A 22898-nucleotide genomic window follows, 5' to 3' on the forward strand; every position below is an offset into this window, starting at 1 on the left:
GTTACGGAGACATGACGTGCGGGATAGCGGGGGGAGGCTCGCGGGGGTGGGGAGTTGCCCACAGGCTGTGGACGATGTCGCCGGCTGGTCCGCGCGTCCGCCCCCCGTGGGAGGACGCGCGGACCGGGTTCAGGGGAGGCGACGGGCCAGGACGACGAAGGCGGTGGCTGTCGCGGCTGCGGCCAAGGCCAGGAGCAGGCCTGTTTCCACATATTGCAGGGGCCAGAAGTGGGACTGGGGGTGGAAGGTGGTGTGGGTGGTCTGCGCGCCGTTCGGCGCCGGGGTGTTCCAGGAGACCTGGTAGGCCGAGCGGGGGAGTTCGATGCTGTTCGGCGCGATGCGCGTGATGGTGGGCCAGAGATCCTCGCGGTGGCGCTCCAGGAAACTGTGGAGGAGCAGGGACGCGCCGAGGGCCACTCCCGCGGCCGGCAGCGCCCGGCGCCACACCAGACCGGCGAGGGCGCCGAGGGCGAGACCTGCCAGGACGTACGCCACGGCCGTCGGGCCCGTCGACACGAAGACGTCCGCCTCGTACCAGTCGCCGGCCAGGTCCGGGTCGCCGTCTCCGCGGGCCCAGAGGTTCAGCAGGACGAGCCCGCTCGTGCCGGCGGTGAGCAGCGCGGCCGGGAGCGCCAGTTTCGCCGCGAGCCAGCGCAGCGGGCCGACCGACTGGGTCCAGGCCAGCTGAGCGGTGCCCTGCTCCAGCTCGCGGCCGATGAGCGTGCCGCCCGCCCAGGCGGCCACGGGGAACAGCGCCCAGGACAGCACCGTCGCGATCACGGACAGACCGGTTGAGTAAATCTCGTCGGCGGTGATCGCGTCGACCGCCGCGCAGGAGGGGAGCCCGTCGGCCGGGGGTGTCGCGCAGGCGCTCACACCCGCGCGGGCCTCGTCGCCCAGGGAGTGCAGCCAGACCAGGGCGGCCGCCACCGCGGTCAGGGCGAGGCCGGACAGGAGCAGGGCCGTGCGGTGGGTCCGCGACAGCGCCCGGAACAGGCCGCCCGGGCCGGTGTGCCGGGCGGCGGGCGGGGCGGTGGGACGGGTCCCTGGCTCGGTCGTCGCGCTGAGAGCGGTCATACGGCGGCTCCCGTGCGGCGGCGCAGCAGCCAGAAGGCGGCGGCGACGGCCAGGGCGGCGACGGCGAGGGCGATGCCGCTCTCCATGAGCTGGAGGGGCCAGAAGTGGGAGGACGGGTGGTAGGCGGCGTAGAGGCCGGTGATGCCGGACTCGGCGGAGCAGGCGGGTTCTCCCCAGCAGTCCGGTACGGGCACCCGGGCGCCGGTGGCGGTGAGGACGCCCCCTTCGACGACAAAGCCGGGTAGGTCCGGGGTGTTCTCGACGGACGTCACCATCGTGGTCGTGGGCCACAGGTGCGGACGCAGCTCGTCGAGCACGTAGACCAGGGACACGGTGGCCAGGGCCGCGACGCCGAGGGCGGGCAGGGCGCGGCGCAGCAGCAGGCCGGCCAGGACGCCGAGGGCCAGGGCGGCGAGGACGTGGGCGGTGGCGACGGGGCCGTTGACCTCGAAGACGCCGCTGTCGTGCCACTCGTATCCGCTCTGGAGGCGGCTCACGGAATTCTGGGACGACGACCACAGCATGCGCAGAAACAGGGTGATCGCGAGCGTGCCCGCCATGAGCAGCAGGGCCGGGATCGCGAGTCTGGCGGCCAGCCAGCGGGCAGGGCTGACCGACTGGGTCCAGGCCAGCTCGGCCGTACCGCTCTCCAGTTCACGCCCCGTCAGGGCGCCTCCCGCCCAGGCCGCGGTGAGCACCGGCAGCAGGGTGAGGAGGCCGGAGGCGATCGCCATGGCTGTCTGGTAGCGGGCGCTTGCGGCTCCGGGGTAGGCGCAGGCCTGGACCGGGTTCGGCACTTCGCAGCCGAGCGCCCGGTATTCGGCCAGCGCGGCGTCGGTGCCGGGGCCTGCGGCCCACAGCAGGGTGCCGATGCCCACGGCCGTCAGCATCAGCCAGAACAGCAGCGCCGAGCGGTGCACGCGCAGCGTCGCCAGGACCAGGCCGCGCGGTGCCGAGAGGCCCTTGGCGGCGACGGGCGGGACTGCGGTCACGGCGGTCATGCGGCGGCCTCCTGCGCGTCGCAGACGAGCGGCGGGGCCTCCGGGGAGCGCAGATGCGCGAGGACCAGTTCCTCCAGGGAGGGGCGGTCGGTGTGCCGTTCGTCGCCGAGCGGGCCCGCGGGCCGGACCAGTGCGGTGAGCTGGCGGCCGGTGGTGCGGGACTCGACCACGGTGTGCGGGTCCAGGGTGTCACCCGCGCGGCCCGTGACCAGGGTGTGCGCGGCGAGCAGGTCTTCCAGCGGCCCGGCCAGCCGGACCCGCCCGCCGCCGAGCAGCAGCAGATGGTCGCAGGAGCCCTCCAGCTCCGCCACCACGTGCGAGGACATGACAACCGTGGTGCCGCGGTCGGCGGCGTCGGCCATGAGGGTCGCCATCAACTGGTGCCGGGCGAGGGGGTCGAGGTCGGCCATCGGCTCGTCCAGAAGCAGCAGCTCCGGGCGCTTGCCGAGGGCCAGGGCGAGCGCGACGCGGGTGCGCTGGCCGCCCGAGAGCGTGCGGACCTTGGCATCCGGGTCGAGGTCGCCCTCCGCGATGATCCGCTCGGCGGTCCGGGCGTCCCAGCGGCGGGGGTTGAGGTCGCGGCCCATGCGCAGGGTGCCCGCCACGGTGAGCTGGGGGTGGAGGGGCTTGTTCTGGGCGACGTGGGCGAGGTGCTCGCGGGCCGCGGCCGGGGTCCGGCCGAGGACGGTGATCGAGCCCTCGGTGGGTCTCAGTAACCCGGCCGCGAGGGCGAGCAGAGTGGATTTGCCGGCGCCGTTAGGGCCGACGACGGCGCACACGCGGCCCGCTGGGAGCCGGAAGGCGCAGCCGTCCAGGGCCTTCCTGCGGCGCCGCCCGAAGCTCCTGCCCAGCGCCGCCGCCTCGATGGCGGTGTCGGTCATGCGTCCCCCTTGAGTCGCGCGAAGTGCGTATCGAGTACGGAAGTGAAAAGGGCGTCCACGTCGTCGCGCTCCAGTCCGGCCTCGCGGGCCCGGGTCGCCCATGCCTCCAGCTCCGCGCGGAGCGGGGAGTCGGCGGGAGCGGTGCCGAGGGACCTGCGGACGAACGTGCCGAGTCCGCGGCGCGCCTCGACCAGGCCCTCGCGCTCCAGCTCCCGATAGGCCTTGAGAACGGTGTTCGGGTTGATGGCGGTGGCCTCCACCACCTCGCGAGCCGTGGGCAGCTTGTCGCCCGGCTCCAACAGGCCGAGGCGCAGGGCCCGTTTGGTCTGCTGGACGATCTGGAGATAGGTGGCCACGCCACTGCGCCGGTCGATGCGGTAGTCGACCACTTGCCCTGCACCACCCTTTCACTAATTGAGTAGTGAAAGGGTGGTGCAGGGCGGGTCGGAAAGTCAAGCGTGCTTTCGTGAACCGATCGCGCGGGCCGGTCCGATGAGGAGATGTGAGCGAAACGAGAAGCGACGGGGAGCTGCTGCGAGCCATCGCCGCGGATGCCGACCGGCGTGCCTTCGAGGAGCTGTACCGGCGGTACGCGCCGTGGCTCCGGGCCCGGTTGCGGGGGCGGTGCGCCGATGTGGGGGTCGTCGACGACGTCGTGCAGGAGACGTTCCTCGCGGTGTGGCGCGGCAAGGCCCGCTACCGGGAGGACGTCGACGTGGCCGGGTGGCTGTGGCGCGTCGGGTCGCGGCGGCTGGTGGACGCGCTGCGCGGTGACGGGGCACGGGGGCGGTTGCGCCAGGCCCTGGCGCGGCTGCGGCACCGGGACGAGGCGTCGGCGGAGGAACGCGTGCTCGCGGGGGTGGAGCACGGAGATCTCGCCGGCGCCCTCGTCCGGCTGTCGCCGGAGTTGCGGGCGGTGCTGCAGGCGACGGTCATCGACGGACTCACCACCCGGGAGGCGGCCGTACTGCTCGGCATTCCGCCGGGGACGGTCAAGACGCGGGCCATGCGGGCCCGCAAGCAGTTGCGGGAGGCATTGGCATGAGGTGGCACGTGCCGGAAGAGGACCTGCGCGCCTACGCACGGGGAGAGTTGGCGGCACCGGCTCTGTGGTCCGCCGACGCGCACCTGGCGGCCTGCGCCCCGTGCCGGGCGGCGCTGGGCGAGGTCAGTGACCCGGTCGCCCTCGACGCGGGGTGGGAGCGGCTCGACGCCGAGCTGGACGCGCCCCGGACGGGAGTGCTGGAGTCCCTGCTCGTGCGGCTCGGAGTGCCCGGGCACATCGCGCGGCTGCTGGCGGCGGCGCCCGTACTGCGAAGGTCCTGGCTGGGAGCCGTCGTCGCCGTGCTGCTGCTGAGCGTGGCTGCGGGGCACCTCGTGAGGGGCGGCGAGTCCCTCACACTGTTCCTCGCGCTCGCGCCGCTGCTGCCGCTGGCCGGGGTGGCGCTGTCGTACGGACCCGCGCTGGATCCGACGTACGAGATGGCCGTCGTCGCGCCGATGCACGGGTTCAGGCTGCTGATGATCCGGACCGTGGCCGTGCTGGGCGTGGTGCTGGGCATGAACGGACTGGCGACCCTCGCCCTGCCCGCGTACGGGCTGCGCGCGCTGGCCTGGCTGCTGCCCGCGCTGGCGCTCACCGCCACGGGGCTCGCGCTGACGCCCCGGCTGGGGCCGGTGCTCGCGCCGTCGCTGGTCGGCGGGGCCTGGGTCGGGCTGCTGGTGCTGGCCGACGCGCTGCAAGCGGGCGCGCAGACGCCCCTCGCCCCGTTCACCGTGGCCGGGCAGAGCGTCGCGGCGGTGGTCGCCGCGCTCGCCGCCGGGCTGCTCTTTCTCCTCCGTGACCGATTCGACCTCTTCCAGGGACGTGCCGCATGACCCCGACCGTGTCCGCCTCCGGGCTCAGCCTCCGCTACGGCGGCACCCGCGCCCTCGACGACGTCTCGCTGCGGCTGTCCCCGGGCGTCACCGGACTGCTCGGACCCAACGGCGCCGGCAAGACCACCCTGCTGCGGGTCCTCGCCACGGCCCTGCCCGCCGACCGGGGCGCCTTCACCGTGCTCGGGCACGACCCGGGCACCGCGCGGGGCCGGCAGGACGTGCGGCGCCGGCTGGGCTATCTGCCGCAGACGCCGGGATTCCACCCGGACTTCACGGCCTTCGAGTTCGTCGACTACGTGGCGATCCTGAAGGAGATGACCGACCGGTCCGCCCGGCACCGGGAGGTGCGGCGGGTGCTGGACGAGGTCGGACTCGCCGACGTACGCGGGAAGCGGATCCGGAAGCTGTCCGGCGGGATGCGGCAACGCGTCGCCCTCGGGGCCGCCCTGGTCGGAGACCCCGGCTTCCTGGTCCTCGACGAGCCCACCGTCGGGCTCGACCCCGAACAGCGCATGCGCTTCCGGGAGTTGATCGCGGGAGCCGGTGAGGGGCGCACGGTGCTGCTGTCCACCCACCAGACGGAGGACGTGGCGATGCTCTGCCACCGCGTGCTGGTCATGGCCGGCGGCCGGCTGCGGTTCGACGGCACCCCCGCCGAGCTGACCGCCCGGGCCGCGGGGCGGGTGTGGAGCAGCACGGAACGGGACCCGGGCGCGAAGGCAGGCTGGCGCACGGGAACCGGAACCTTCCGGAACGTGGGGGACCCGCCGGACGGCGCCGAGCTCCTCGAACCCACCCTGGAGGACGGCTATCTGCTCACCCTCGACGGCGACGCTGTGGAGGTGGCGGCATGACCGCGGTGATGGACAAGCCCCTCGCGTCCGACGAGCGGGCCGACGGATCCCGGCCGTGGGCCGCCGTGATCGCCCTGGCCGGCTTCGAGACCCGTCGGCTGCTGACGATGCTGCCGATGCTCATCGCCTTCCTCGTCTACATCGGCTGGACCGTGTGGCGCACGGGGAAGGACTGGGGCGCCTATCCGGCCCTCCAGGACGCCGACCGCGCCACCCAGGGCGCGCCCATGCTCGTCGGGCTCACGGTGCTGCTGTGCGTCAATCGCGCCGCGCTGCGCTCCCGGCGGCACGGGACGGAGCCGTACTTCGGGACGCTGGTCATGCCGCCCTGGCGGCGTGCGGTCGCCCACGCGCTGTCGGCCCTGGCCGTGGCGCTGCTCACCGCCGTGTGCGTGGCTGCGCAGTTCGGCCGGGAGGTACTCCGGCCCGGCGCGATCGGGCAGGGTTCGGTGAGCGAACTGCTCGTGGGACCGCTGACCGTGCTGCTCGCCGGGCTGTTCGGGCTCCTCCTGGCAGGACTCGTGCGATCGTCGCTGGCCGCGCCGCTGCTGGTCGTGTTCGCCCTGTTCCTGTTCCTCTTCCTCTGGGGCACCAGCGACGACGCAAGCCGCTGGCTGCTGCCGGTCGTCGTCGAGGCCACCAGCAACACCCTGCCCTCCGACCTGCTGGGCCGGCCCGCGGGATGGCACGCCCTGTACCTGGCCGGGCTGGCGCTGTGCGCGGGCCTGACGGCGGTCCTGGTCGCCGGTGGCCGCAAGCCGGTTCTCCTGACGGGGATCGCCGGGGCGCTGGCCATGACCCTGGTGGGCGGGGTGACCCAGACGGGCGGCGAATCCCCCGAGCTGGTCCGCGCCCGCGAACGCGCCTCGGACACCCCCGGGCAGTTGCAGTCCTGCGTCCGGCGGGACGGATCGATGTACTGCGCGTTCCCCGAGTGGGGGCCGCGGGTCGGGGACTGGGCCGGGGTGGTGGACCGGGTGCGGTCCCTGGCCGGGGGCCGCGCCCAGGACCAGAAGATCGTCGTACGGCAGCGGATCGAGGCCCGCTACGGCCTCTCCAGTGACAGCGCGCTGACGCCGCTGGAGCGTCCGCACGAGGTGACGGTGGGCACCCAGTGGGGCGGCAACCGCGTCCCCGAGTTCTCGGCCGCCGTCGCCGGAGTGCTGGTCGCGGGCGAGGAGAAGGCCGCGACCTCGATATGCGACGGCCGCATCGTCACCGTCATGTGGCTGGCCCTGGGCTGGGAGTCCGACCCGATGGCCGCGCTGCGGCGCGTCCGACTCGACGACAGCGACACCGGCTCGGCCGTCGTGCTCCAGCCGACGGACGGCCTGTCCATGACCGAGGCCCAGACGGAGGTGGTGCGCGAACTGCTGGCGCGGCCCCGGGGCGAGGTCACGGCACGCGTGAAGGACAACTGGGCCGAGCTGACCGAGCCGAAGGTGACGGCGGCCCGGGCCGCGGAGCTGCTGGGCGTGGCCGCACCCGAAGGGGACGACAAGTGCGCGTACTGAGAGGGGAGTTGGTCGGCGCCGTCTGCCGGACCCTGCCGTTGGGGATGGTGGGGTCGGCCGGTGCGGCAGGGCTGCTGATGGCAGCGCTGACCCGGACCACGGGCGAGGCGGGCGAGTGGCTCGCGCTCCCCCTCCTCCGGGCGGCGATCCTGGCCTTCGCAGTGGGCCTGGTGTTCCTCCTGGACGACCCGGCCCGGCACACCACCTCCACCGTGCCGACCCCGCGCCCGGTCCGCACCGGACTGCGGGTGGCACTCGTCCTCCCCCTCATGACGGCCTGGTGGACGGTGGCGCTGCTGCTCGTACCGCGCGACATACGGCCGCCGGTCGCCGACATCACCCTGGAGGCCGCGTCGGCCTTCGCCCTGGCGCTGACCGCCGCGGTGATCGCGGTACGCCACACCGACCTCACCCACCCCGGCCCCCGCCTCGCGGCCGGCCTGCTGACCTCGGCGGTACTGACCCTGCTGTTCTGGCCCGACCGGTGGGCGCTGTTCGTGCCCGTGCAGGACGACCGATGGGCGGCGGCGCATGACCGGTGGGCGGTGGTGTTGGCCGTGGCCCTGCTGGTGGGGGTGCTGGGGGTGGGGGAGCCGGTGCGGCGGTGGTCCTGGCGCGGGGGCCCGGGCCGCAGGTCGTACTCCTAGAGTGCGGTCGTGGACCTCAAAGCCGTACGAGCCTTTGTGGCGATCGCCGACTCGGGGCAGTTCCAGTTGGCCGCCGTGGATCTGGCCCTCACCCAGCAGGCCGTGTCCAAGCGGATCGCCGCGCTGGAGAAGGACCTCGGGGTGCGGCTGCTCGTGCGCACGGCACGGGGAGCGGAGCTCACCATCGACGGGCAGGCGCTCCTGCCGCACGCCCGGGCCCTGCTCCAAGCCGAGGAGCGGGCGGTGGCCGCCGTGCGCCCCGGGGACCGTGCGCTGAGGGTGGACGTCGTGGGGCGCCGGGTCGCCACGGCCGGGCTGGTACGGGACTTCCACCTGGCGCACCCGGAGATCGCCCTGGACGTCGTCACGCTGTTCGGCGCGGACACGGCACTGGCCGCTGTGCGGGACGGGGCCGTCGACGCCACATTCCGTGCCGTCACGATGCCCGGGCACCGGCTGCCCGAGGGCGTCGAAGCCGTCCCGGTCCTCGACGAGCCGCTGCGGTTGTGCGTCGGGCCCGACCACGAGTTCGCCCGGGCCGCCTCGGTGACACCCGCGCAACTGGCCGGGCACCGGATCTGGATGCCGGGCAACGAGCCTGGCACGGAGTGGGCCGCGTACTACGACGAACTCGCCGCGACCTTCGGCCCGACCATCGACACCATCGGCCCCAACTTCGGCATCGAGGCCCTCCTCGACACCATCGCGGGCACCCCGACGCTGGCGACCTTCCTCAGCGAACGCACCCCGCTGGTCTGGCCGACCGGCCACGACCTGCGCCTCGTCCCCCTGCGCGACCCGACCCCGGTCTACCCGCACGCACTGCTGTGGCGCACGGACAACCCGCATCCGGGCCTCGCCGCCCTCCGCGACCACCTGCTGGCGAGACGCCCGCACCCGTCCGAGGGGGAGACGTGGCGCCCGACGTGGGCGCAACCCGGCTAACGGGCAACGGGCCGATCAGGTCTCCGTCCGGTACATCAGATCCACCTCGTGCGTCTCGAACCCCAGCCGCTCGTACACCGTCACCGCCGCCTTGTTGTCGGCGTCGACGTAGAGCATCGCCGTCGGCAGGCCCTGCCGTGCCAGATGCCGCAGGCCGATGGTGGTGAGGGACTTGCCGAGGCCGCCGCCCTGGGCGCCGGGGCCGACGCCGAGGACGTAGACCTCGCCGAGGCCCTCCTGGGCGTGGACCTTGGTCCAGTGGAAGCCGACGAGTTCGTCGCCGCGGAAGGCGAGGAAGAAACCGGCGGGGTCGAACCACGGCTCGGACTTGCGGTCGTCGAGGTCCCGCTGGGTGAGGGAGCCCTGCTCGGGGTGGTGGGCGAAGGCGGCGGCGTTCACGGCGAGCCAGGCCGCGTCGTCCCGGCCTGGGACGAAGGCGCGGACGCTGACGCCCTCGGGGAGCCTCGGGTAGGGCGCGTCGAAGTCGCTCAACGGGCGGCGCATCTGACGCAGTTCACGGAACAGGGTCAGGCCCAGGACCTGCGCGAGATGCCGGGCGGCGGAGTGGCCGCCGTGCGCCCAGACCCGCAGCCGCTTGCCGGAGGCGGCCAGCAGGGCGGAGCCGAGCGCCCGCCCGTGCCCGTGCCCGCGATGCCCGGGGTGGACGACCAGCTCGGCGGCCGGAGGCTCCACCGGGTCGGTGTCCTCGAGCTGGGCATAGCCGACGAGTTCGCCGTCGACGGTGAGCAGCAGATGCGCCACGCCCTCCCGCTCGCCGCCGCGCAACTGCAACCGGCCCTGTTCGGACACCGCCTGCTGCCCGTCGGTCCGGGCGGCCTCGGCGAGCAGCCCGAGCACGGCCTCGGTCTGCTCGGGGGAGAGCGCGGCAAGGGTCTCGATCGAGCGGGGGCGTCCGGGCCGTACGGTGTCGTCGCTGGTCATGCGTACGAGGGTACGGGGACCCACCGGGAAAACGGCGGCAAAGAAGCAACCAGGATGTAACCACGAAACACCTGTCGCGCTACGCGCGTTGACTCTAGGCTGCGCCGGACGACATCACCGTCTGAACAATCAGCAGCAGACCCACAGGGGGGCGAATGCCAGCCACTTCACCGGCATCGGTGCACCAGGAGCGCCGTAGACGTCGTACGAATCGTTTCGCCGCAGTCGCCGCCGGTGTCGTCACCGTCGGTGCGCTGGCCGCCGCCGGGCTGCCGGGGTCGGCGACCGCGGGCGAGGACCACCGCAAGGGCGGTCACTGGCCCGGCCGCTACCAGGATGTCCAGCTGCTGTCGTTCAACGACCTGCACGGCAACCTGGAGCCGCCGGCCGGTTCGTCCGGCCGGGTCACCGAGCAGCAGGCGGACGGTACGACGAAGACCATCGACGCGGGTGGCGTCGAGTACCTGGCCACGCATCTGCGTGAGGCCCGCAAGGGTGAGAAGTACTCCGTCACCGCCGCCGGCGGCGACATGGTCGGCGCCTCCCCGCTGATCTCCGGGCTCTTCCACGACGAGCCGACGATCGAGGCGCTGAACAAGCTCGACCTCGACGTCACCTCCGTCGGCAACCACGAGTTCGACGAGGGCGCCAAGGAGCTGGGCCGTCTGCAGAAGGGCGGCTGCCACCCGAAGGAAGGGTGCTACACGGACAAGAAGTTCAAGGGCGCCGACTTCCCCTACCTGGCCGCCAACGTCCTCGACGAGAAGACGAAGAAGCCGATCCTCAAGCCTTACTGGGTGTGGAAGAAGAAGGACGTCAAGGTCGGCTTCATCGGCGTGACCCTGGAGGGCACCCCGGACATCGTCTCCGCCGAGGGCGTCAAGGGCCTCTCCTTCAAGGACGAGGTCGAGACGATCAACAAGTACGCCAAGGAGCTGCGGAAGAAGGGCGTGAAGTCCATCGTCGCCCTCATCCACGAGGGCGGCTTCCCGGCGTCGACGTCGTACAACTACGACTGTGACTCCCCGGGCGCGGGCGACGGCATCTCCGGGCCGATCGTCGACATCGCCAAGAACGTCACGCCGCAGGTGGACGCGCTGGTCACCGGCCACACCCACAACGCGTACGTGTGCAGCATCGACGACCCGGCGGGCAAGCCCCGCATGGTCACCTCGGCCGCGTCCTTCGGCCGCCTCTACACCGACACCACGCTGACCTACGACCGCAAGACCGGCGACATCGCCCGTACGGCAGTGAAGTCGGCGAACCGCGTGGTCACCCGGGACGTCCCCAAGGCGCCCGACATGACGCGGCTGATCAGCAAGTGGAACACCCTGGCCGCGCCCATCGGCAACAAGCCGATCGGCTACATCTCCGGCGACATCGGCAACACCGGCAGCGAGTCCCCGCTCGGCGACCTGATCGCCGACGCCCAGCTCGCCCACGGCAAGAAGCTCGATGCGGAGACCGACCTGGCGTTGATGAACCCGGGAGGTATCCGGGCACCCCTGACGTATGCGGCCAAAGCCGGTGAAGGCGACGGTGTCGTGACATACGCGGAGGGCTTCACGGTCCAGCCGTTCGCCAACACCGTGAACCTGCAGAACTTCACGGGCGCGCAGCTGATCCAGGTTCTCAAGGAGCAGGTCACCGGCGCGAACGCGGCGGCGCCGAAGGTCCTCCAGGTGTCGTCGGGCCTGACCTACACGCTGGACCTCACCAAGTCCGGCGCCGACCGCGTCGTCACCGACTCGGTCAAGCTGGACGGCAAGGCCATCGACCCGGCGGCCACCTACCGTGTCGCGACGAACAGCTTCCTCGCGGGCGGCGGCGACGGATTCCCGACGCTGGGCCAGGGCACGAACGACCTCGTCGGCCTCGACGATCTGGCCGCTCTGGAGCAGTACTTGACGGCCAACTCCTCGGCGTCGAACCCGCTCGCGCCGCCGAAGGCGGACCGGATCACCATCGTGAAGTAAATCGCATACCTGGGGTTCAGGTTGCGGGGTGGGGCGGTGCGCATGGTCGGATGAGACGATGCGCACCCCCCACCGCATAGACACGCATCATCCCGACGACCGCTCCGAACAGCCCCACAACCCTTACGACGAGCTCGGCGCCCTCGATGACGGGCCTCTGGAGGCGACCCCTCTGCAGGACTTCCTCGGCGAGGACGCGGAGCGGCGTGACGAGCAGGAGCCGGAGTGGTCGCCGCCCGATCACCGTCGCGGCGGCCGACGAAAAAAGAATCGTTTCGCCGGGCTGCCGTTCGCGGTGAAGGCGGTGGTGGGCCTGGTCGTTCTCGCCTCGTTCGCCGCCCTCGGTGACCGCTGGGCGGTGCTGTACGCCGAGCACAAGGCCGCGGGCACCCTCAAGGACCGCCTCGACCTGGCCGCCGCGCCCGAGGTGGAGATCGGCGGCTTCCCCTTCCTCACCCAGCTCGCCGACAAGCGGCTGGAGTCGGTGAAGGTGACCGTCCCGGACGTCGCCGCCGACCGGGTCTCGCTGGCCAAGGTGTCGGCAACGGCCCATGACGTACGGCTGAACGCCGACGGCCTGACCTCCGTGCGCGGCGCCGACGTCCCCCGGTTCGACGGCGACGTCATGCTGTCCTTCGAGGACCTCAACCGCGAACTCGGCGCCTCCCAGGTGACGTTCACCGGCGAGGGCCGGGACCGCGTGCGGGCGCGCGGCACCCTGCCGGTCGCCGGGCACAACCTGAAGCTGCGGGCCGAGGCCCGGATCCAGCGGCAGGGGGAGCGGGGCATCGCCACGGAGATCGGCGGCATGCGCCTGGACATCGGGGATCTCGCCACCTACCGCCCCGGCAAGCGCGCCTCGGAAGGGCTGCATCTGACGCCCAAGGCCTCCGCCGACCTGGCCCGGGAGACCCAGAAGGCCAAGGCGCTGCTGTCGGTCCCCGCCATCGTGAAGCGCATGGGCGTCCCCGAGGCGACCGTGAACGACGCCCTGGCCGACGACGGCAAGCTCGCCGAGCTGACCGGCTCCCCGCGCTTCGCCCGCCAGGCCGAACGCCTCAACCTCATCGACCTCGCCCTGAACAACCCCGACGTCCTCAAGCGCCTCGGCCTCGACCCCGACCTCCTCGGCGAGCTCTCGGGCCTGACCCGCCCGGTCCTTGCCGACCGCCTCGCCCTGGCGTTCGAACTGCCCAAGCCGGAGCAGGGGGACGTGAAGCTGGAGGACGTACGGGTGGAGAAGGACGGCATCAAGGTGCGGCTGTCGGGCTCGGGGCTGTCGGTGGGCAGCTGAGCCACTCAGAGGCCGGGGCCGGGGCCGGAGCCGGGGCCGGGGGGCCTTTCGCGCAGCGGAATGTGCCCGGAAGTCTGGCCCACGGGCGCTGTCCGCACTCCGCGATCGTCGGGAGACTGGGCCGGGCGTACCGGACCGAGACGAGGATGATGCGGATGCACAGGCACGGTAGGTCGCCGGAATCCGAGGCGGACGCGCGGGCCGGACACCCCCACCGGCCCCTGCTCAAGCCTCATGAGGACGGCTCTCAGGCGGCCCAACTGGCGGCTGGCGGGCAGTTGACGCCGGACGCGGCGATGTCCCTCCAGCGCACCGCCGGGAACGCCGCGTTCGTGGCCGTGCAGCGCATGCCCCAGGGTGGCAACGGCGAAGGTCCGGCCGAGGAGAAGCCCATGGACGGGCTGAGCCGGTTGCGCAGGGCGAACGCGCGGGCGGAGAAGCGCGGTCAGGCGGCGCCCACGCTCGGGCAGGCCGAGAGCCCCTTCGGCGCCTACACGGTGAACAAGGGGCGGGGTGCCGGTCCCTACATCACGTCGAACGTGAAGCACCAGCACCCGGGGAGCGAGAGCCTCGGAACCACCTACGAGGAGCTGGTCCGGGCTCTCGACGCCGAGCATCTGCCGCTGGTGGCGCAGGCCGCGCGCAGTGGCGCGGAACTGGACGAGGAGATCCTCGGCAGCATGGACGCGACGCAACGGCGAGCCGCCACCATGCTCTACGGGATCATGACGCAGTCCGAGGAACGCAGGTTCCCGGGGGCCGGCAAGGCCATGCGCAGTGCCCTGGCCAAGCAGGGCGACCCCTACCACGAGGCCGAGGAGTTCGACGAGGACTTCCCGATGGCCAAGGAGAAGGGCGCGCAGTACTACCGTGAGGTGCTGGCCGGGAAGAAGCAGCTCTCGGACAAGGCCCGCAAGAACCTGGAGGACATGTCCTCGTCGTCTTCGGACGGGGAGAGGTCTTCCTGAGGCCGCGGGAAGTCCTCAGAAAGCCCAGGCGCTGATCCCTGGGTGAAACTTTGTGTGCAGATGTGTTGACCTCTGTTCGAGTCTCCTTCTAGTTTCGTGCTCCACTGAGCGGTCCTGCTGTGGGCTGCTCGTCTTCGCACATGCTCAGAATGGGGATGTCGTGTCTCAAAGGAACCATCGCGGGACAGCGTGCGTGGGGGCGCTGCTGGCCTGCGTCACGGCATTCGGCGGAGCGCTCGCCTCCCCCGCTGCCGCCTCACCCGCCCACCGCCCGGCCACGCCGCCGCCGGTCAGCGACTTCAAGGGCGTCAACTGGGCCGACCCGCGCGACAACTACGCCGACGACGCGGTCGTGCCCTCGGGCCTGTCCACCACCGACAGCTACGCCACCACGTACGCCAAGTCGAAGGCGATCATCACCGGCTTCTCCAAGCTCGGCGCCAACACCGTCCGCCTCCCGGTCAACCCGACCTCGGTGAACGGCCCGTTCTGGAAGTCGTACCGGGCCGCGATCGACGCCGCCACCGCCAAGGGCTTCAAGGTCATCCTGGGCTACTGGGAGGCCGACAACGCCAAGGACGGCAAGATCGACGACCAGGCCTCCTGGGACCGCATGTGGGCGCGGATCACCACCTCCTACGCCCTCAACTCCAAGGTGTACTTCGAGCCGATGAACGAACCGTTCGGCTACACCGCCCAGGAGTGGACCGACATCGCCGCGCAGTGGGTGAACACCCACCGCTTCATACCCCGCGACCGGATCCTGATCGGCGGCTACAAGTACAGCGAGGACGTCAAACCGGTCTGCGCCGACCCGCGCCTCAAGGGCACGCGCCTCGCCCTGCACAACTACGGCTTCTGGCACACCGACTGGACCAGCGTCGACCAGTGGAAGGCCGACTTCAAGGAGCGCATCGGCGACTGCGCCTCGCGCACGATCCTCGACGAGTTCGGCGCCTCCATGACCACCGGCCTGGACTACAACGGCCCGGTCGGCACCTCCAACGAGATCGCCTACATCCAGGCCGCGACCGACACCATCCGGGAGCTGGGCCTCGGCTCGGTCTACTGGCCCGGCCTGCGCAACGGCGACACGTACTCCCTCACCACACTCCAGGGCACGGGCACGAAGCTCAGCCTGAAGGTGAACAACCAGAGCGGCCTGGACCGACTGCACCACGCCTGGAAGCAGTAGGCCACCCCCCCCAGGGCATGGTGACCCTTCCGGGCCCGGCGCCGCTTGTCAGCCGGGCCCGGAAGGGAGCCGTCAGGACGCCGAGGGCGTCCAGCCCGAGAGCCAGTCCGCGACCTCCTGGTCAGCGGCCTGCGCGTCGGTGAGGTGAGGACGGTTGCTGTTGGCGTTGCCCGCCCCGGCACCCGAGTTCTTGTACTCGGCGAACCGGTCGTCCTTCCACGAGAAGCCGCTCATGTCGGTCCACGGCGTGGACTTCACGGCGGCACTGAGGCTGGTGTTGCGGACGGTGGTCTGCGGGTCGAGCGAGGCGTCACCGCCCGCGTGCCAGGGCCGTCCGAGGAAGAAGCTGCCGTTCGAGACGTCGCCGCTCACCGTGGAGTTGGCGATCAGGATGCCCTTGCGGTTGGCGGCCGTGCTCGGAGCCGTGACGTAACCGGCCGAGGTCCCGTCCCAGCGCTTCTTCAGCGTGATGACGGACTTGTCGACGACGGCCGTGGCCCGCCCGAAGATGAAGTCGACGTTGCCGGTGACGTAGGAGTTGCTGACGTAGACCCGCCCGAGCTTGTCCTTGGCTGCGGTGTCGAGCAGCAGTGTGTCCTGGTCGCCGTCGACGATGATCCCGTCCAGGAACACCTTGTCGGCGGCGGTCCGCAGGGCGACGGCCTGATGCCCGCTGAGGCTCTGGTTGGCCTTCTCGTCGAAGTCGTTGGAGATGGTCAGGTTCCGCGCCTGGAAGTCATCGGCCTCGACGGCGACGGTGGCGCTCCCGCCGGTGCCGTACGTACCGCCGCCCGGCTTGGGCGTACCGGCCGCGTTGTTGTAGACGATCGTCGTGTCCTTGCGGCTGCCGCCGGTGCCCTGGATGGTGACGTGCGGCTTGTTGGCCGGCACCTTCACGAGTTCCCGGTACGTCCCCGGCTTGACGGCGATGACGACCCGGGCGGGATTGTTCGCCGGTACGGCGTTCACGGCGGCCTGCACGGTCCGGTACTGCCCGCTGCCGTCGGCGGCGACGGTGAGGGTGGTCGCGGCGGCGGCCTTGGTGGAGGCGGCGGCTGTCGTACCGATGGAGGCACGGGGCCCGACCCCGGACCGCAGGATGGCGGGGATGTCGGAGGCCTGATCGAGGGTGTACGGGTAGTAGACCTTCGGATCGAAGGCGCTTCCGCCGCTCTCGTTCCTCCCACTGGTCCCGGAGAAGACACTCCCGCGCTGCACGATCGCGGCGCCGCTGTCCTTGATGACGGGGTTCTTGATGCCCTGGAAGTAGGAGTTCTCCAGGACCATCTTCGTCGCGCCGCGCGAGTAGTTGCCGTACGACGACTTGATGTCGGTGCCGGCGGCGTCCTCGAGGAAGTTGTTGTAGAGGTGGGCGTGGGCGGCGTTGTCGGTGGAGGGGTTGCGCTGCTCGGTCTCGCGGATCCAGTTGTGGTGGATCGTGATGTCGGTCTTGACGTTCTCGGTCCAGCCGATGCCGAAGGTCTTGTTGTTGTCGCTCAGCTTGTTCCAGGAGACGGTGACGTTCGTCGAGTCCTTGCGGACGTCGATCAGCCCGTCGGCCATGTGCCGCAGATCGTTGTGATCGATCCAGACGTGATGGGCGCCGTCCATCTGGATGGCGTCGAAGTCGTGGTCCTTGTCGTTCCACACGCCCTGGTACGCGTCCCGGATGGTCAGGTTCCGGATGATCACGTTGTGCACGCCTGACCCGAGGAAGAACCCGCCGCCGACGATGTGCCCGGAGGTCCCCTGACCCACGATGGTCTTGTCGGACTGCACCTTGATCTCTTTGCCGACCGGGTTCATGGCGATGGTCCCGGCGACGACGATCACGTACGGCTCGGCGGCGGTCGCGTACTTCTCCAGCTCCGCCTGCGTCTTCACGGTGACGGTCTTGCCGTCCCGCCCGCCGTACGTCCCGTTCTGCCCGAGCGAGTTGACGGAGGCGAACCCGTCGGCGGTGGCCGTCGCCCAGGCCGGGGCGGCGGCGGAGGCCTCCCGGCCGCTGCCACCGAGCACACCGAGGTCATTGCCGTACGCGAGGGCACCGGCGGCGGTCAGAGCCAGGGGCACCGTGACGGCCAGCGCCTTGTGGCTTCTGCGGCGCCGGTGCCGCGGCCCGGGGTGGAGCGGGGGGTTGCTGCGCGGCTGCTCACTCATCGGCGGGTCCGTTCCGTGCGGGGGGATGGTCCGGGGTGGGTCGCCGCCACGGGCGGAAAGGTTGCCGCACGCTACGTGCTACGCGCTGTGCTTGCCCGCGATGCGCAGCACGTCCCCCAGCGACTCGACCGCCCTGCTGAGCGCGAAACGAACAGCCCGCTCACCGGCCTTCGGATCGGCAAGGACGGCCCTGGCACCCGCGAGCACCTCTTCGGCAGAGCCGAGCTGGGCCGCCTCAACATCGTCCGCGAGCTGCGAGAGCCGGCTGTGGGGATTGTCGGTGGAGAGATAACAGGGCTTGCCGTCGTCGCCGGTCCAGGGGAGCAGCCTCATGCGTAGATCTCCAGGTCGTGGAGGTACGGGCGCACCAGCGGGGTGTCCATGACGAGGGGCTCCGGGGTGAGGGGGCGTGGAGGGGGATGGGGGAGTGGCCGTTGCCTGGGGGTGGCTCGGTGGCGGCCTTGGGTGGGGAGGAGGAGTCGTACGAGGGTGAGGAGTAGGGACTCGCAGAGTTCGGCGAGACGCAGGCGTAAGCGCATGGCGGTGTGACCCTTCCAGGCAGCACTCAGGGGTTTGACGAGCGGTGATTACCGTTCGTGCCCTGATGATTACGGCCCATGCGTACGCTGCGGAAGGGGCCAGGTGTTGCCTGGCGCTCCAGGCAACGGTGAGGGGTGACGTGGGCGAAGTGGTTGACGGGGAGCGGGAGTCGGGGCGGGGAGTTCTTGGCAGGACACTGAAGTTCTTGCGGGAGAAGGAGGGCAAGTCGCTGGGGCAGGTGGCCGACGAGACCGGGTATGACAAGAGCTACCTGAGCCGCTTGGAGAAGGGAGAACGGCTCTCCAAGCGGGCGGTCATGGAGGACCTGGACAGCTACTACGGGTGCGCTGACCTGCTAGTGACCCTATGGAGGATGGCGCAGCTCGACGCCTTCAAGAACAAGTACAAGAGGTACATGGAGCTGGAAGCGACAGCTCGGATCCTGCGCGTGTACACGCCGGACGTGCCTGGACTGCTGCAGACAGAGGACTTCGCCCGTGAGGTGTTGTCTGGGCCCCAGGCAACGGCAGACAACAGCGATGACGTCGAAGAACAGGTGGCCGCGCGCTTGGGCGGCAGCTCCTGCTGCGCAAGAACCCAGCGCCCAGTGCCCGATTCATCATCGACGAGCCCGCATTCCGTCGGCCCTCAGCCAACGCGGAGATCTGGACAGGCCAGTTGCTGCACATCGAGGACGTGGCCCAGTGGCCCAACGTCGCCGTGCAGGTACTGCCCTTCTCCGCTGGGGTACATCCCCTCATGGGTAAGGGGTCTCTGACCGTGCTCTGGCAGGAGGACGGAAGCGCCGCAGCCTAAACAGAAGGAGACAGCAGCGGTCTATTGACGGATGATCCGGGAGCTGTCCTGCGCCACCGTTTGTCCTACGATCTGCTGCGGGATCTGGCGCTGTCCCCGTCGGACTCGCTGACGTTCATCCGGGACGTACTGGAGGAGCACAGATCATGAAGCCCACCTGGCGCAAGTCGAGCTACAGCGACGGGGGAGCCAACAACTGTGTCGAGATCGCCGACAACTACCCCGGCATAGTCCCTGTTCGTGACAGCAAGCTGCCGCACAGCCCGATACTGGTGTTCGGCGCGAGCCCCTGGGCGTCGTTCCTTTCGCAGGTCAAGGGCGCGGAGCACAGATCGTGAAGCCTGCTTGGCGTAAGTCGAGCCACAGCGACGGCGGCGACAACAACTGCCTTGAGGTCGCTGACAACTGCCTTGGTGTAGTCCCTGTCCTTGACAGCAAGCTCCCCCACAGCCCGGTACTGGTGTTCGGCGCGAGCCCCTGGGCGTTGTTCCTCGTCAGCGTCAAGAACGACAGCCCGCCGCTGAGGGGAGCACAGGTATGAAGCCCACCCTCGACCTCAGCATCGCTGTATGGCGTAAGTCGTCCTACAGCGACGGGGGACAGACGAACTGTGTCGAGGTCGCGGACAACAGTCCTGGCATGGTCCCCGTCCGTGACAGCAAGCTCCCCCACAGCCCGATACTCGTGTTCGGCGCGACTTGCTGGGAGTCGTTCCTGGTCGGCGTCAAGGACGACAACTCGGCGCACATCTCTGGGTGACTCGGAAGGCAAACGGCCTGGATGGGGTTGGGGCCCGGCCATGGTGGGGCCATGGCAGAGCGCGTGACCATCAAGGTGCCCCGACGAGCCCGAGACCCTCTCGCTCAGGTTGCCCAGGAAAGGGGCCTGACTGTGGGGCAACTCGTCGAGCAGTTGGCTTCTCAGCAGCGGACTGCGGCGCAGATCGCCGAACGCGTAGCGGCAGAGCGGAAAGCTGCCCGTGAGGTGATCGGCGGCGACATCAGCGACGAAGAGTTCGAGAGGACGCCGGACGTGCTCGTCAACCTCTACAGCCTGGCTGCCGAAAGGAGGGAACAGGTATGAAGCCCGCCTTCGACCTCCGTACCGCGGTGTGGCGTAAGTCGTCCTACTGCGACGGGGGAGCCAACAACTGCCTCGAGGTCGCCGGCAGCTGCCCTGGCGTAGTCCCGGTCCGAGACAGCAAGCTGCCCTACAGCCCGGTTCTCGTGTTCGGCGCGAGCCCCTGGGCGTTGTTCCTCGCGCACGTCACCAAGTAACTGTCGGGGCCGCCCGCTTCTTTGCAGTGTCGTGCTTCCACGGCCTGCATCAAGGGCGCTTCGCGTCGCCTTCGGCGATGACCCTTCGGGTCACCCTTGACCCAGGCCGTTCCAGCACGGGAGAGAAGCGAGCGAGCGGCCCGGAAAGGCGGGTGGCCAAGCGGCGTCTGCGATCTTCGGCCCGTTGCTTCGCTGACCGGCGTTGACGTGCGCGGTCGCGCCTCGCATGGACGCCGGGTGGGCTTAGCGGCGATCGGTGAGTGGGTGGGTGGGCGCTGGGAGGGGCTTGGGGCAGTGAGTGGAGCGTCTTGGCCTGCTGGGAAGTGGTTGAGCCAGGTCAGCAGGGACAGTGGTGGCGCAGGTGCTCCACTTGCTTGCGATGCCCGCGCCGAGTGGCCAGCTGAAGAGGGGACTGCACCTGCTAGTGGCCCGGGCTCGGTTCTCGCCACCACCTCACACCACCGAAAGTCGCTGAGCCCGCCCGGCGTGCCGCCACTCGCCCGATGCGCCCCCGTCGCCGAGCGGCTGGCCAGCCGACTTAAGGGGGCATCTGCCCTGGCCACCCGCCTTTCCGGGCCGTTCGCTCGCTTCTCTCCCGTGCTGGAGCGAGGTGAGTCAAGGGTGGCCCGGAGGGCCATCGCCGGAGGCGACGCGGAGCGCCCTTTACTCGGCTCGTGGAAGCACGACACTGGCAAGAAGCGGGCGGCCCCGACCTCAGGGAAGAGGCAGATCCTCTGGTGGAGGTACCGACGCCCCGGGGAGTCGTACCGTCGCCACCGTGCCTCCCCCTTCCGCGTGGGACAGCGTTACCTCGCCGCCCGCCTGTTGGACCGTGCGGGCCACGATCGACAGGCCCAGGCCTGATCCCGGCAGTGCTCGTGCGCTCGGGGAGCGCCAGAAGCGGTCGAAGACGTGGGGGAGTTCGTCGGCGGGGATGCCCGGGCCGTGGTCGCGGACCGACAGCACGCCGGCCACCAGCCGTACCTCGACCGTTCCGGCCTCCGGGCTGAACTTCACGGCGTTGTCAAGGATGTTGACCACCGCCCGTTCCAGGGAGGAGGGTTCCGCTCGGACGAACCAGGGCTGGACGTCCGCCGTGATCGTCAGTTCACGGCCGCGTAGTCGCGCTCGCCGTAGCGCCGACTCGACCGTGTCGTGCCAGGCGACGATCTGGGTACGGCCCGAGTGCTGGCCCGTGTCCGGGCGGGAGAGTTCCTGGAGGTCGCCGATGAGTGCGGCCAGTTCCGTCATCTGGGCCTTCACTGAGGCGAGGAGTGCCTTGCGGTCTGCCTCGGGGATGGGGCGGCCCGTTTCCTCGCTGCGGGTGAGGAGTTCGATGTTGGTGCGGAGTGACGTGAGGGGGGTGCGTAGCTCGTGGCCCGCGTCCGCGATCAGCTGTTGTTGGAGTTCTCGGGAGCTGGCCAGGGCCGATGTCATCGAGTTGAAGGAGCGGGAGAGGCGGGCCACCTCGTCGTCGCTGTCTTCGTCCACCGGGATGCGGATGTCCAGGTCCTCCGTGCGGGCCACGTGCTCGACAGCCTCGGTGAGTTTGTCGACCGGGCGCAGGCCCGCCCTCGCGACCGTGAGGCCTGCCGCCCCCGCGCCGAACACCCCTACGCCCGAGACCAGCAGCAGGATCAGCGCCAGTTCGTTGAGCGTGGACTCCGTTCCCTTGAGGGGGACCGCGATGACCAGCGCGTAGTCTGCGGCCACGCCCTGCTGGAACGGGCCGTTCTTGACGAACACGGCCGTGGTCATCACGCGTACCGAATTGCCCTCGCTGTCGGTGCCATTGCGCAGCTTGGCAACCTCTGGGTCGGGATTCTTGGCCACGTCCTCGTCGCCGCTCGTGATCTTCACCTGGGGCATGAGGCTGCTGAAGCGGCAGACCTTGCCGTCCGACCTGACCACCTGCGCGTAGGTCTGCGGGCGCGGCGCTCCCCCGAGCGTGTTGGAAGGGTTCTGGGGGCACGTCTTCGTCAGCGCGTCGAACTCGTCCGCCTGAATCGTGCGGAACGACGACTTCAGGTCTTCGTCCACCTGGGCGTACAACTTCCCCTGCACGATGAACCAGCACGTCACCGACACCGCCGCCACCGCGAACGCCACCGCCGCCGCCACCAGCAGCGCCAGTCGGGACCGGATCGGCAGGGAGCGGAAGCGGCGTACGACCTTGTTCACTCCGCGCCGCCCGGCCGCAGTACGTATCCGACGCCGCGCACCGTGTGGACGAGGCGGGGTTCGCCGCCCGCCTCGGTCTTGCGGCGCAGGTACATGACGTAGACGTCGAGGGAGTTCGACGACGGCTCGAAGTCGAAGCCCCAGACGGCCTTGAGGATCTGCTCCCGCGTGAGGACCTGGCGCGGGTGGGCCATGAACATCTCCAGGAGCGTGAACTCCGTGCGGGTCAGCTCCACCTGGCGGCCGGCCCGGGTGACCTCGCGCGTGGCGAGGTCCATGCGCAGGTCGGCGAAGGTCAGGGCGTCCTCGTCGGCCGGGTCGCCCGCGCCCACGGCCGCCGCGTAGGAACTGCGGCGCAGCAGGGCGCGGATGCGGGCGAAGAGTTCGTCCAGTTCGAAGGGCTTGACCAGGTAGTCGTCGGCGCCCGCGTCGAGGCCCGTGACCCGGTCGCCGACGGTGTCGCGGGCCGTGAGCATCAGGATGGGCGTCGTGTCGCCGGTGGCGCGGATGCGGCGCGCGGCGGTCAGGCCGTCCATGCGGGGCATCTGGATGTCGAGGACGACCAGGTCGGGCCGGTACGCCTCGGCCTTCACCAGCGCGTCCGCGCCGTCGACGGCGACCTCGGTCCCGTACCCCTCGAAGGCGAGACTGCGCTGAAGTGCTTCGCGTACCGCCGGCTCGTCGTCGACGATCAGGATGCGCTGGGGGTCACGGTCGCCGTCTGCGGGGCTCATGGGCTCGGGGTC

25 protein-coding genes and 1 pseudogene are annotated in these 22898 nt (G+C 70.7%); 16 read left to right on the top strand and 10 right to left on the bottom strand.

Features of this window, described 5'->3' with window-relative positions; genetic code table 11:
• Positions 1–129: 129 nt before the first annotated feature.
• Genes KJK29_RS20125 through KJK29_RS20140 form a run of 4 tightly spaced genes read right to left on the bottom strand, consistent with a single transcriptional unit; the run spans position 130 to position 3348 of the window.
• Positions 130–1077: a hypothetical protein gene (locus tag KJK29_RS20125; RefSeq protein WP_215120537.1), complete on the bottom strand. Its 948-nt coding sequence runs from the start codon at positions 1075–1077 to the stop codon at positions 130–132.
• A complete protein-coding gene (locus KJK29_RS20130) occupies positions 1074–2078 on the bottom strand; it encodes an ABC transporter permease (RefSeq protein ID WP_215120538.1) in 1005 nt (334 codons plus the stop codon). Before KJK29_RS20130 ends, KJK29_RS20125 begins: the two co-directional genes overlap by 4 nt.
• A complete protein-coding gene (locus tag KJK29_RS20135) occupies positions 2075–2959 on the bottom strand; it encodes an ABC transporter ATP-binding protein (RefSeq protein WP_215120539.1) in 885 nt (294 codons plus the stop codon). Before KJK29_RS20135 ends, KJK29_RS20130 begins: the two co-directional genes overlap by 4 nt.
• Complete coding sequence (locus KJK29_RS20140; RefSeq protein ID WP_215120540.1) at positions 2956–3348, bottom strand: GntR family transcriptional regulator; 393 nt, start codon at positions 3346–3348, stop codon at positions 2956–2958. Before KJK29_RS20140 ends, KJK29_RS20135 begins: the two co-directional genes overlap by 4 nt.
• Before the next feature lie 113 nt (positions 3349–3461).
• Here KJK29_RS20140 and KJK29_RS20145 point away from each other — a divergent pair, with 113 nt between their 5' ends.
• Genes KJK29_RS20145 through KJK29_RS20170 form a run of 6 tightly spaced genes read left to right on the top strand, consistent with a single transcriptional unit; the run spans position 3462 to position 8800 of the window.
• Positions 3462–4004 (top strand): RNA polymerase sigma factor, encoded by a 543-nt coding sequence (locus KJK29_RS20145; RefSeq protein ID WP_215120541.1) that lies wholly within the window; start codon positions 3462–3464, stop codon positions 4002–4004.
• A complete protein-coding gene (locus KJK29_RS20150) occupies positions 4001–4837 on the top strand; it encodes a zf-HC2 domain-containing protein (protein ID WP_215120542.1) in 837 nt (278 codons plus the stop codon). Before KJK29_RS20145 ends, KJK29_RS20150 begins: the two co-directional genes overlap by 4 nt.
• Positions 4834–5694 (top strand): ABC transporter ATP-binding protein, encoded by an 861-nt coding sequence (locus tag KJK29_RS20155; RefSeq protein WP_215120543.1) that lies wholly within the window; start codon positions 4834–4836, stop codon positions 5692–5694. Before KJK29_RS20150 ends, KJK29_RS20155 begins: the two co-directional genes overlap by 4 nt.
• Entirely contained in the window at positions 5691–7208 is a 1518-nt protein-coding gene (locus KJK29_RS20160) for an ABC transporter permease (protein WP_215120544.1), read from the top strand. The genes KJK29_RS20155 and KJK29_RS20160 overlap by 4 nt, the downstream gene beginning before the upstream one ends.
• On the top strand, positions 7196–7855 hold the full coding sequence (locus KJK29_RS20165; protein WP_321170436.1) for an ABC transporter: 660 nt from the start codon (positions 7196–7198) through the stop codon (positions 7853–7855). The genes KJK29_RS20160 and KJK29_RS20165 overlap by 13 nt, the downstream gene beginning before the upstream one ends.
• Before the next feature lie 9 nt (positions 7856–7864).
• The gene (locus KJK29_RS20170) at positions 7865–8800 is read left to right on the top strand and encodes a LysR family transcriptional regulator (RefSeq protein WP_215120545.1); all 936 of its coding nucleotides are present in this window, start codon (positions 7865–7867) and stop codon (positions 8798–8800) included.
• A 15-nt stretch (positions 8801–8815) separates the two neighbouring features.
• On the opposite strand, the gene mshD is transcribed toward KJK29_RS20170, so the two are convergent.
• Entirely contained in the window at positions 8816–9742 is a 927-nt protein-coding gene (mshD, locus tag KJK29_RS20175) for a mycothiol synthase (RefSeq protein ID WP_215120546.1), read from the bottom strand.
• A gap of 155 nt (positions 9743–9897) precedes the next feature.
• Between mshD and KJK29_RS20180 the strand changes: the two genes are divergently transcribed.
• The 4 genes from KJK29_RS20180 (at position 9898) to KJK29_RS20195 (ending at position 15178) form a co-directional block, all read left to right on the top strand.
• A complete protein-coding gene (locus tag KJK29_RS20180) occupies positions 9898–11721 on the top strand; it encodes a bifunctional metallophosphatase/5'-nucleotidase (RefSeq protein WP_215120547.1) in 1824 nt (607 codons plus the stop codon).
• Positions 11722–11779: 58 nt separating this feature from the next.
• Positions 11780–13015 (top strand): LmeA family phospholipid-binding protein, encoded by a 1236-nt coding sequence (locus KJK29_RS20185; protein ID WP_215120548.1) that lies wholly within the window; start codon positions 11780–11782, stop codon positions 13013–13015.
• Positions 13016–13170: 155 nt separating this feature from the next.
• Positions 13171–13983, top strand: a complete 813-nt coding sequence (locus KJK29_RS20190) for a hypothetical protein (protein ID WP_215120549.1) — start codon at positions 13171–13173, stop codon at positions 13981–13983.
• A 160-nt stretch (positions 13984–14143) separates the two neighbouring features.
• Positions 14144–15178: a glycoside hydrolase family 5 protein gene (locus KJK29_RS20195; RefSeq protein ID WP_215120550.1), complete on the top strand. Its 1035-nt coding sequence runs from the start codon at positions 14144–14146 to the stop codon at positions 15176–15178.
• Between the two features lie 72 nt (positions 15179–15250).
• Here KJK29_RS20195 and KJK29_RS20200 read toward each other — a convergent pair whose 3' ends face one another.
• The 3 genes from KJK29_RS20200 to KJK29_RS20210 all read right to left on the bottom strand — a co-directional run bounded on the left by KJK29_RS20200 (position 15251) and on the right by KJK29_RS20210 (position 17877).
• Positions 15251–17338, bottom strand: a complete 2088-nt coding sequence (locus tag KJK29_RS20200) for a pectinesterase family protein (protein WP_215120551.1) — start codon at positions 17336–17338, stop codon at positions 15251–15253.
• 78 nt (positions 17339–17416) lie between these two features.
• On the bottom strand, positions 17417–17671 hold the full coding sequence (locus tag KJK29_RS20205; RefSeq protein ID WP_215120552.1) for a hypothetical protein: 255 nt from the start codon (positions 17669–17671) through the stop codon (positions 17417–17419).
• On the bottom strand, positions 17668–17877 hold the full coding sequence (locus KJK29_RS20210; protein WP_215120553.1) for a hypothetical protein: 210 nt from the start codon (positions 17875–17877) through the stop codon (positions 17668–17670). The genes KJK29_RS20205 and KJK29_RS20210 overlap by 4 nt, the downstream gene beginning before the upstream one ends.
• A gap of 140 nt (positions 17878–18017) precedes the next feature.
• Here KJK29_RS20210 and KJK29_RS20215 point away from each other — a divergent pair.
• The 6 genes and pseudogenes from KJK29_RS20215 (at position 18018) to KJK29_RS20240 (ending at position 19971) form a co-directional block, all read left to right on the top strand.
• Positions 18018–18844, top strand: a pseudogene (locus KJK29_RS20215) (helix-turn-helix domain-containing protein).
• A complete protein-coding gene (locus KJK29_RS20220; protein ID WP_215120554.1) occupies positions 18841–19032 on the top strand; it encodes a DUF397 domain-containing protein in 192 nt (63 codons plus the stop codon). Before KJK29_RS20215 ends, KJK29_RS20220 begins: the two are co-directional and overlap by 4 nt.
• Positions 19029–19235 carry a DUF397 domain-containing protein gene (locus KJK29_RS20225; RefSeq protein WP_215120555.1) on the top strand — a complete coding sequence of 69 codons (207 nt, stop codon included), beginning with the start codon at positions 19029–19031 and terminating at the stop codon, positions 19233–19235. Before KJK29_RS20220 ends, KJK29_RS20225 begins: the two co-directional genes overlap by 4 nt.
• Positions 19232–19453: a DUF397 domain-containing protein gene (locus KJK29_RS20230; protein WP_215120556.1), complete on the top strand. Its 222-nt coding sequence runs from the start codon at positions 19232–19234 to the stop codon at positions 19451–19453. Before KJK29_RS20225 ends, KJK29_RS20230 begins: the two co-directional genes overlap by 4 nt.
• A 51-nt stretch (positions 19454–19504) precedes the next feature.
• A complete protein-coding gene (locus KJK29_RS20235; RefSeq protein WP_215120557.1) occupies positions 19505–19777 on the top strand; it encodes a hypothetical protein in 273 nt (90 codons plus the stop codon).
• The gene (locus KJK29_RS20240; RefSeq protein WP_215120558.1) at positions 19774–19971 is read left to right on the top strand and encodes a DUF397 domain-containing protein; all 198 of its coding nucleotides are present in this window, start codon (positions 19774–19776) and stop codon (positions 19969–19971) included. The genes KJK29_RS20235 and KJK29_RS20240 overlap by 4 nt, the downstream gene beginning before the upstream one ends.
• A 714-nt stretch (positions 19972–20685) precedes the next feature.
• Here the strand turns inward: KJK29_RS20240 and KJK29_RS20245 are convergent.
• Both KJK29_RS20245 and KJK29_RS20250 read right to left on the bottom strand, forming a co-directional pair.
• The gene (locus tag KJK29_RS20245) at positions 20686–22152 is read right to left on the bottom strand and encodes a sensor histidine kinase (RefSeq protein ID WP_215120559.1); all 1467 of its coding nucleotides are present in this window, start codon (positions 22150–22152) and stop codon (positions 20686–20688) included.
• Complete coding sequence (locus tag KJK29_RS20250) at positions 22149–22886, bottom strand: response regulator transcription factor (RefSeq protein ID WP_215120560.1); 738 nt, start codon at positions 22884–22886, stop codon at positions 22149–22151. The genes KJK29_RS20245 and KJK29_RS20250 overlap by 4 nt, the downstream gene beginning before the upstream one ends.
• Positions 22887–22898: the final 12 nt, after the last annotated feature.

It is taken from the genome of Streptomyces koelreuteriae (assembly GCF_018604545.1).
GTDB lineage: Bacteria > Actinomycetota > Actinomycetes > Streptomycetales > Streptomycetaceae > Streptomyces > Streptomyces koelreuteriae.

Coding starts and splice junctions, on each gene's coding strand:
- KJK29_RS20125 (WP_215120537.1), bottom strand. CDS start 1,077: ATGACCGCTCTCAGCGCGACGACCGAGCCAGGGACCCGTCCCACCGCC.
- KJK29_RS20130 (WP_215120538.1), bottom strand. CDS start 2,078: ATGACCGCCGTGACCGCAGTCCCGCCCGTCGCCGCCAAGGGCCTCTCG.
- KJK29_RS20135 (WP_215120539.1), bottom strand. CDS start 2,959: ATGACCGACACCGCCATCGAGGCGGCGGCGCTGGGCAGGAGCTTCGGG.
- KJK29_RS20150 (WP_215120542.1), top strand. CDS start 4,001: ATGAGGTGGCACGTGCCGGAAGAGGACCTGCGCGCCTACGCACGGGGA.
- KJK29_RS20155 (WP_215120543.1), top strand. CDS start 4,834: ATGACCCCGACCGTGTCCGCCTCCGGGCTCAGCCTCCGCTACGGCGGC.
- KJK29_RS20160 (WP_215120544.1), top strand. CDS start 5,691: ATGACCGCGGTGATGGACAAGCCCCTCGCGTCCGACGAGCGGGCCGAC.
- mshD (WP_215120546.1), bottom strand. CDS start 9,742: ATGACCAGCGACGACACCGTACGGCCCGGACGCCCCCGCTCGATCGAG.
- KJK29_RS20180 (WP_215120547.1), top strand. CDS start 9,898: ATGCCAGCCACTTCACCGGCATCGGTGCACCAGGAGCGCCGTAGACGT.
- KJK29_RS20185 (WP_215120548.1), top strand. CDS start 11,780: ATGCGCACCCCCCACCGCATAGACACGCATCATCCCGACGACCGCTCC.
- KJK29_RS20190 (WP_215120549.1), top strand. CDS start 13,171: ATGCACAGGCACGGTAGGTCGCCGGAATCCGAGGCGGACGCGCGGGCC.
- KJK29_RS20200 (WP_215120551.1), bottom strand. CDS start 17,338: ATGAGTGAGCAGCCGCGCAGCAACCCCCCGCTCCACCCCGGGCCGCGG.
- KJK29_RS20205 (WP_215120552.1), bottom strand. CDS start 17,671: ATGAGGCTGCTCCCCTGGACCGGCGACGACGGCAAGCCCTGTTATCTC.
- KJK29_RS20210 (WP_215120553.1), bottom strand. CDS start 17,877: ATGCGCTTACGCCTGCGTCTCGCCGAACTCTGCGAGTCCCTACTCCTC.
- KJK29_RS20220 (WP_215120554.1), top strand. CDS start 18,841: ATGAAGCCCACCTGGCGCAAGTCGAGCTACAGCGACGGGGGAGCCAAC.
- KJK29_RS20230 (WP_215120556.1), top strand. CDS start 19,232: ATGAAGCCCACCCTCGACCTCAGCATCGCTGTATGGCGTAAGTCGTCC.
- KJK29_RS20235 (WP_215120557.1), top strand. CDS start 19,505: ATGGCAGAGCGCGTGACCATCAAGGTGCCCCGACGAGCCCGAGACCCT.
- KJK29_RS20240 (WP_215120558.1), top strand. CDS start 19,774: ATGAAGCCCGCCTTCGACCTCCGTACCGCGGTGTGGCGTAAGTCGTCC.
- KJK29_RS20250 (WP_215120560.1), bottom strand. CDS start 22,886: ATGAGCCCCGCAGACGGCGACCGTGACCCCCAGCGCATCCTGATCGTC.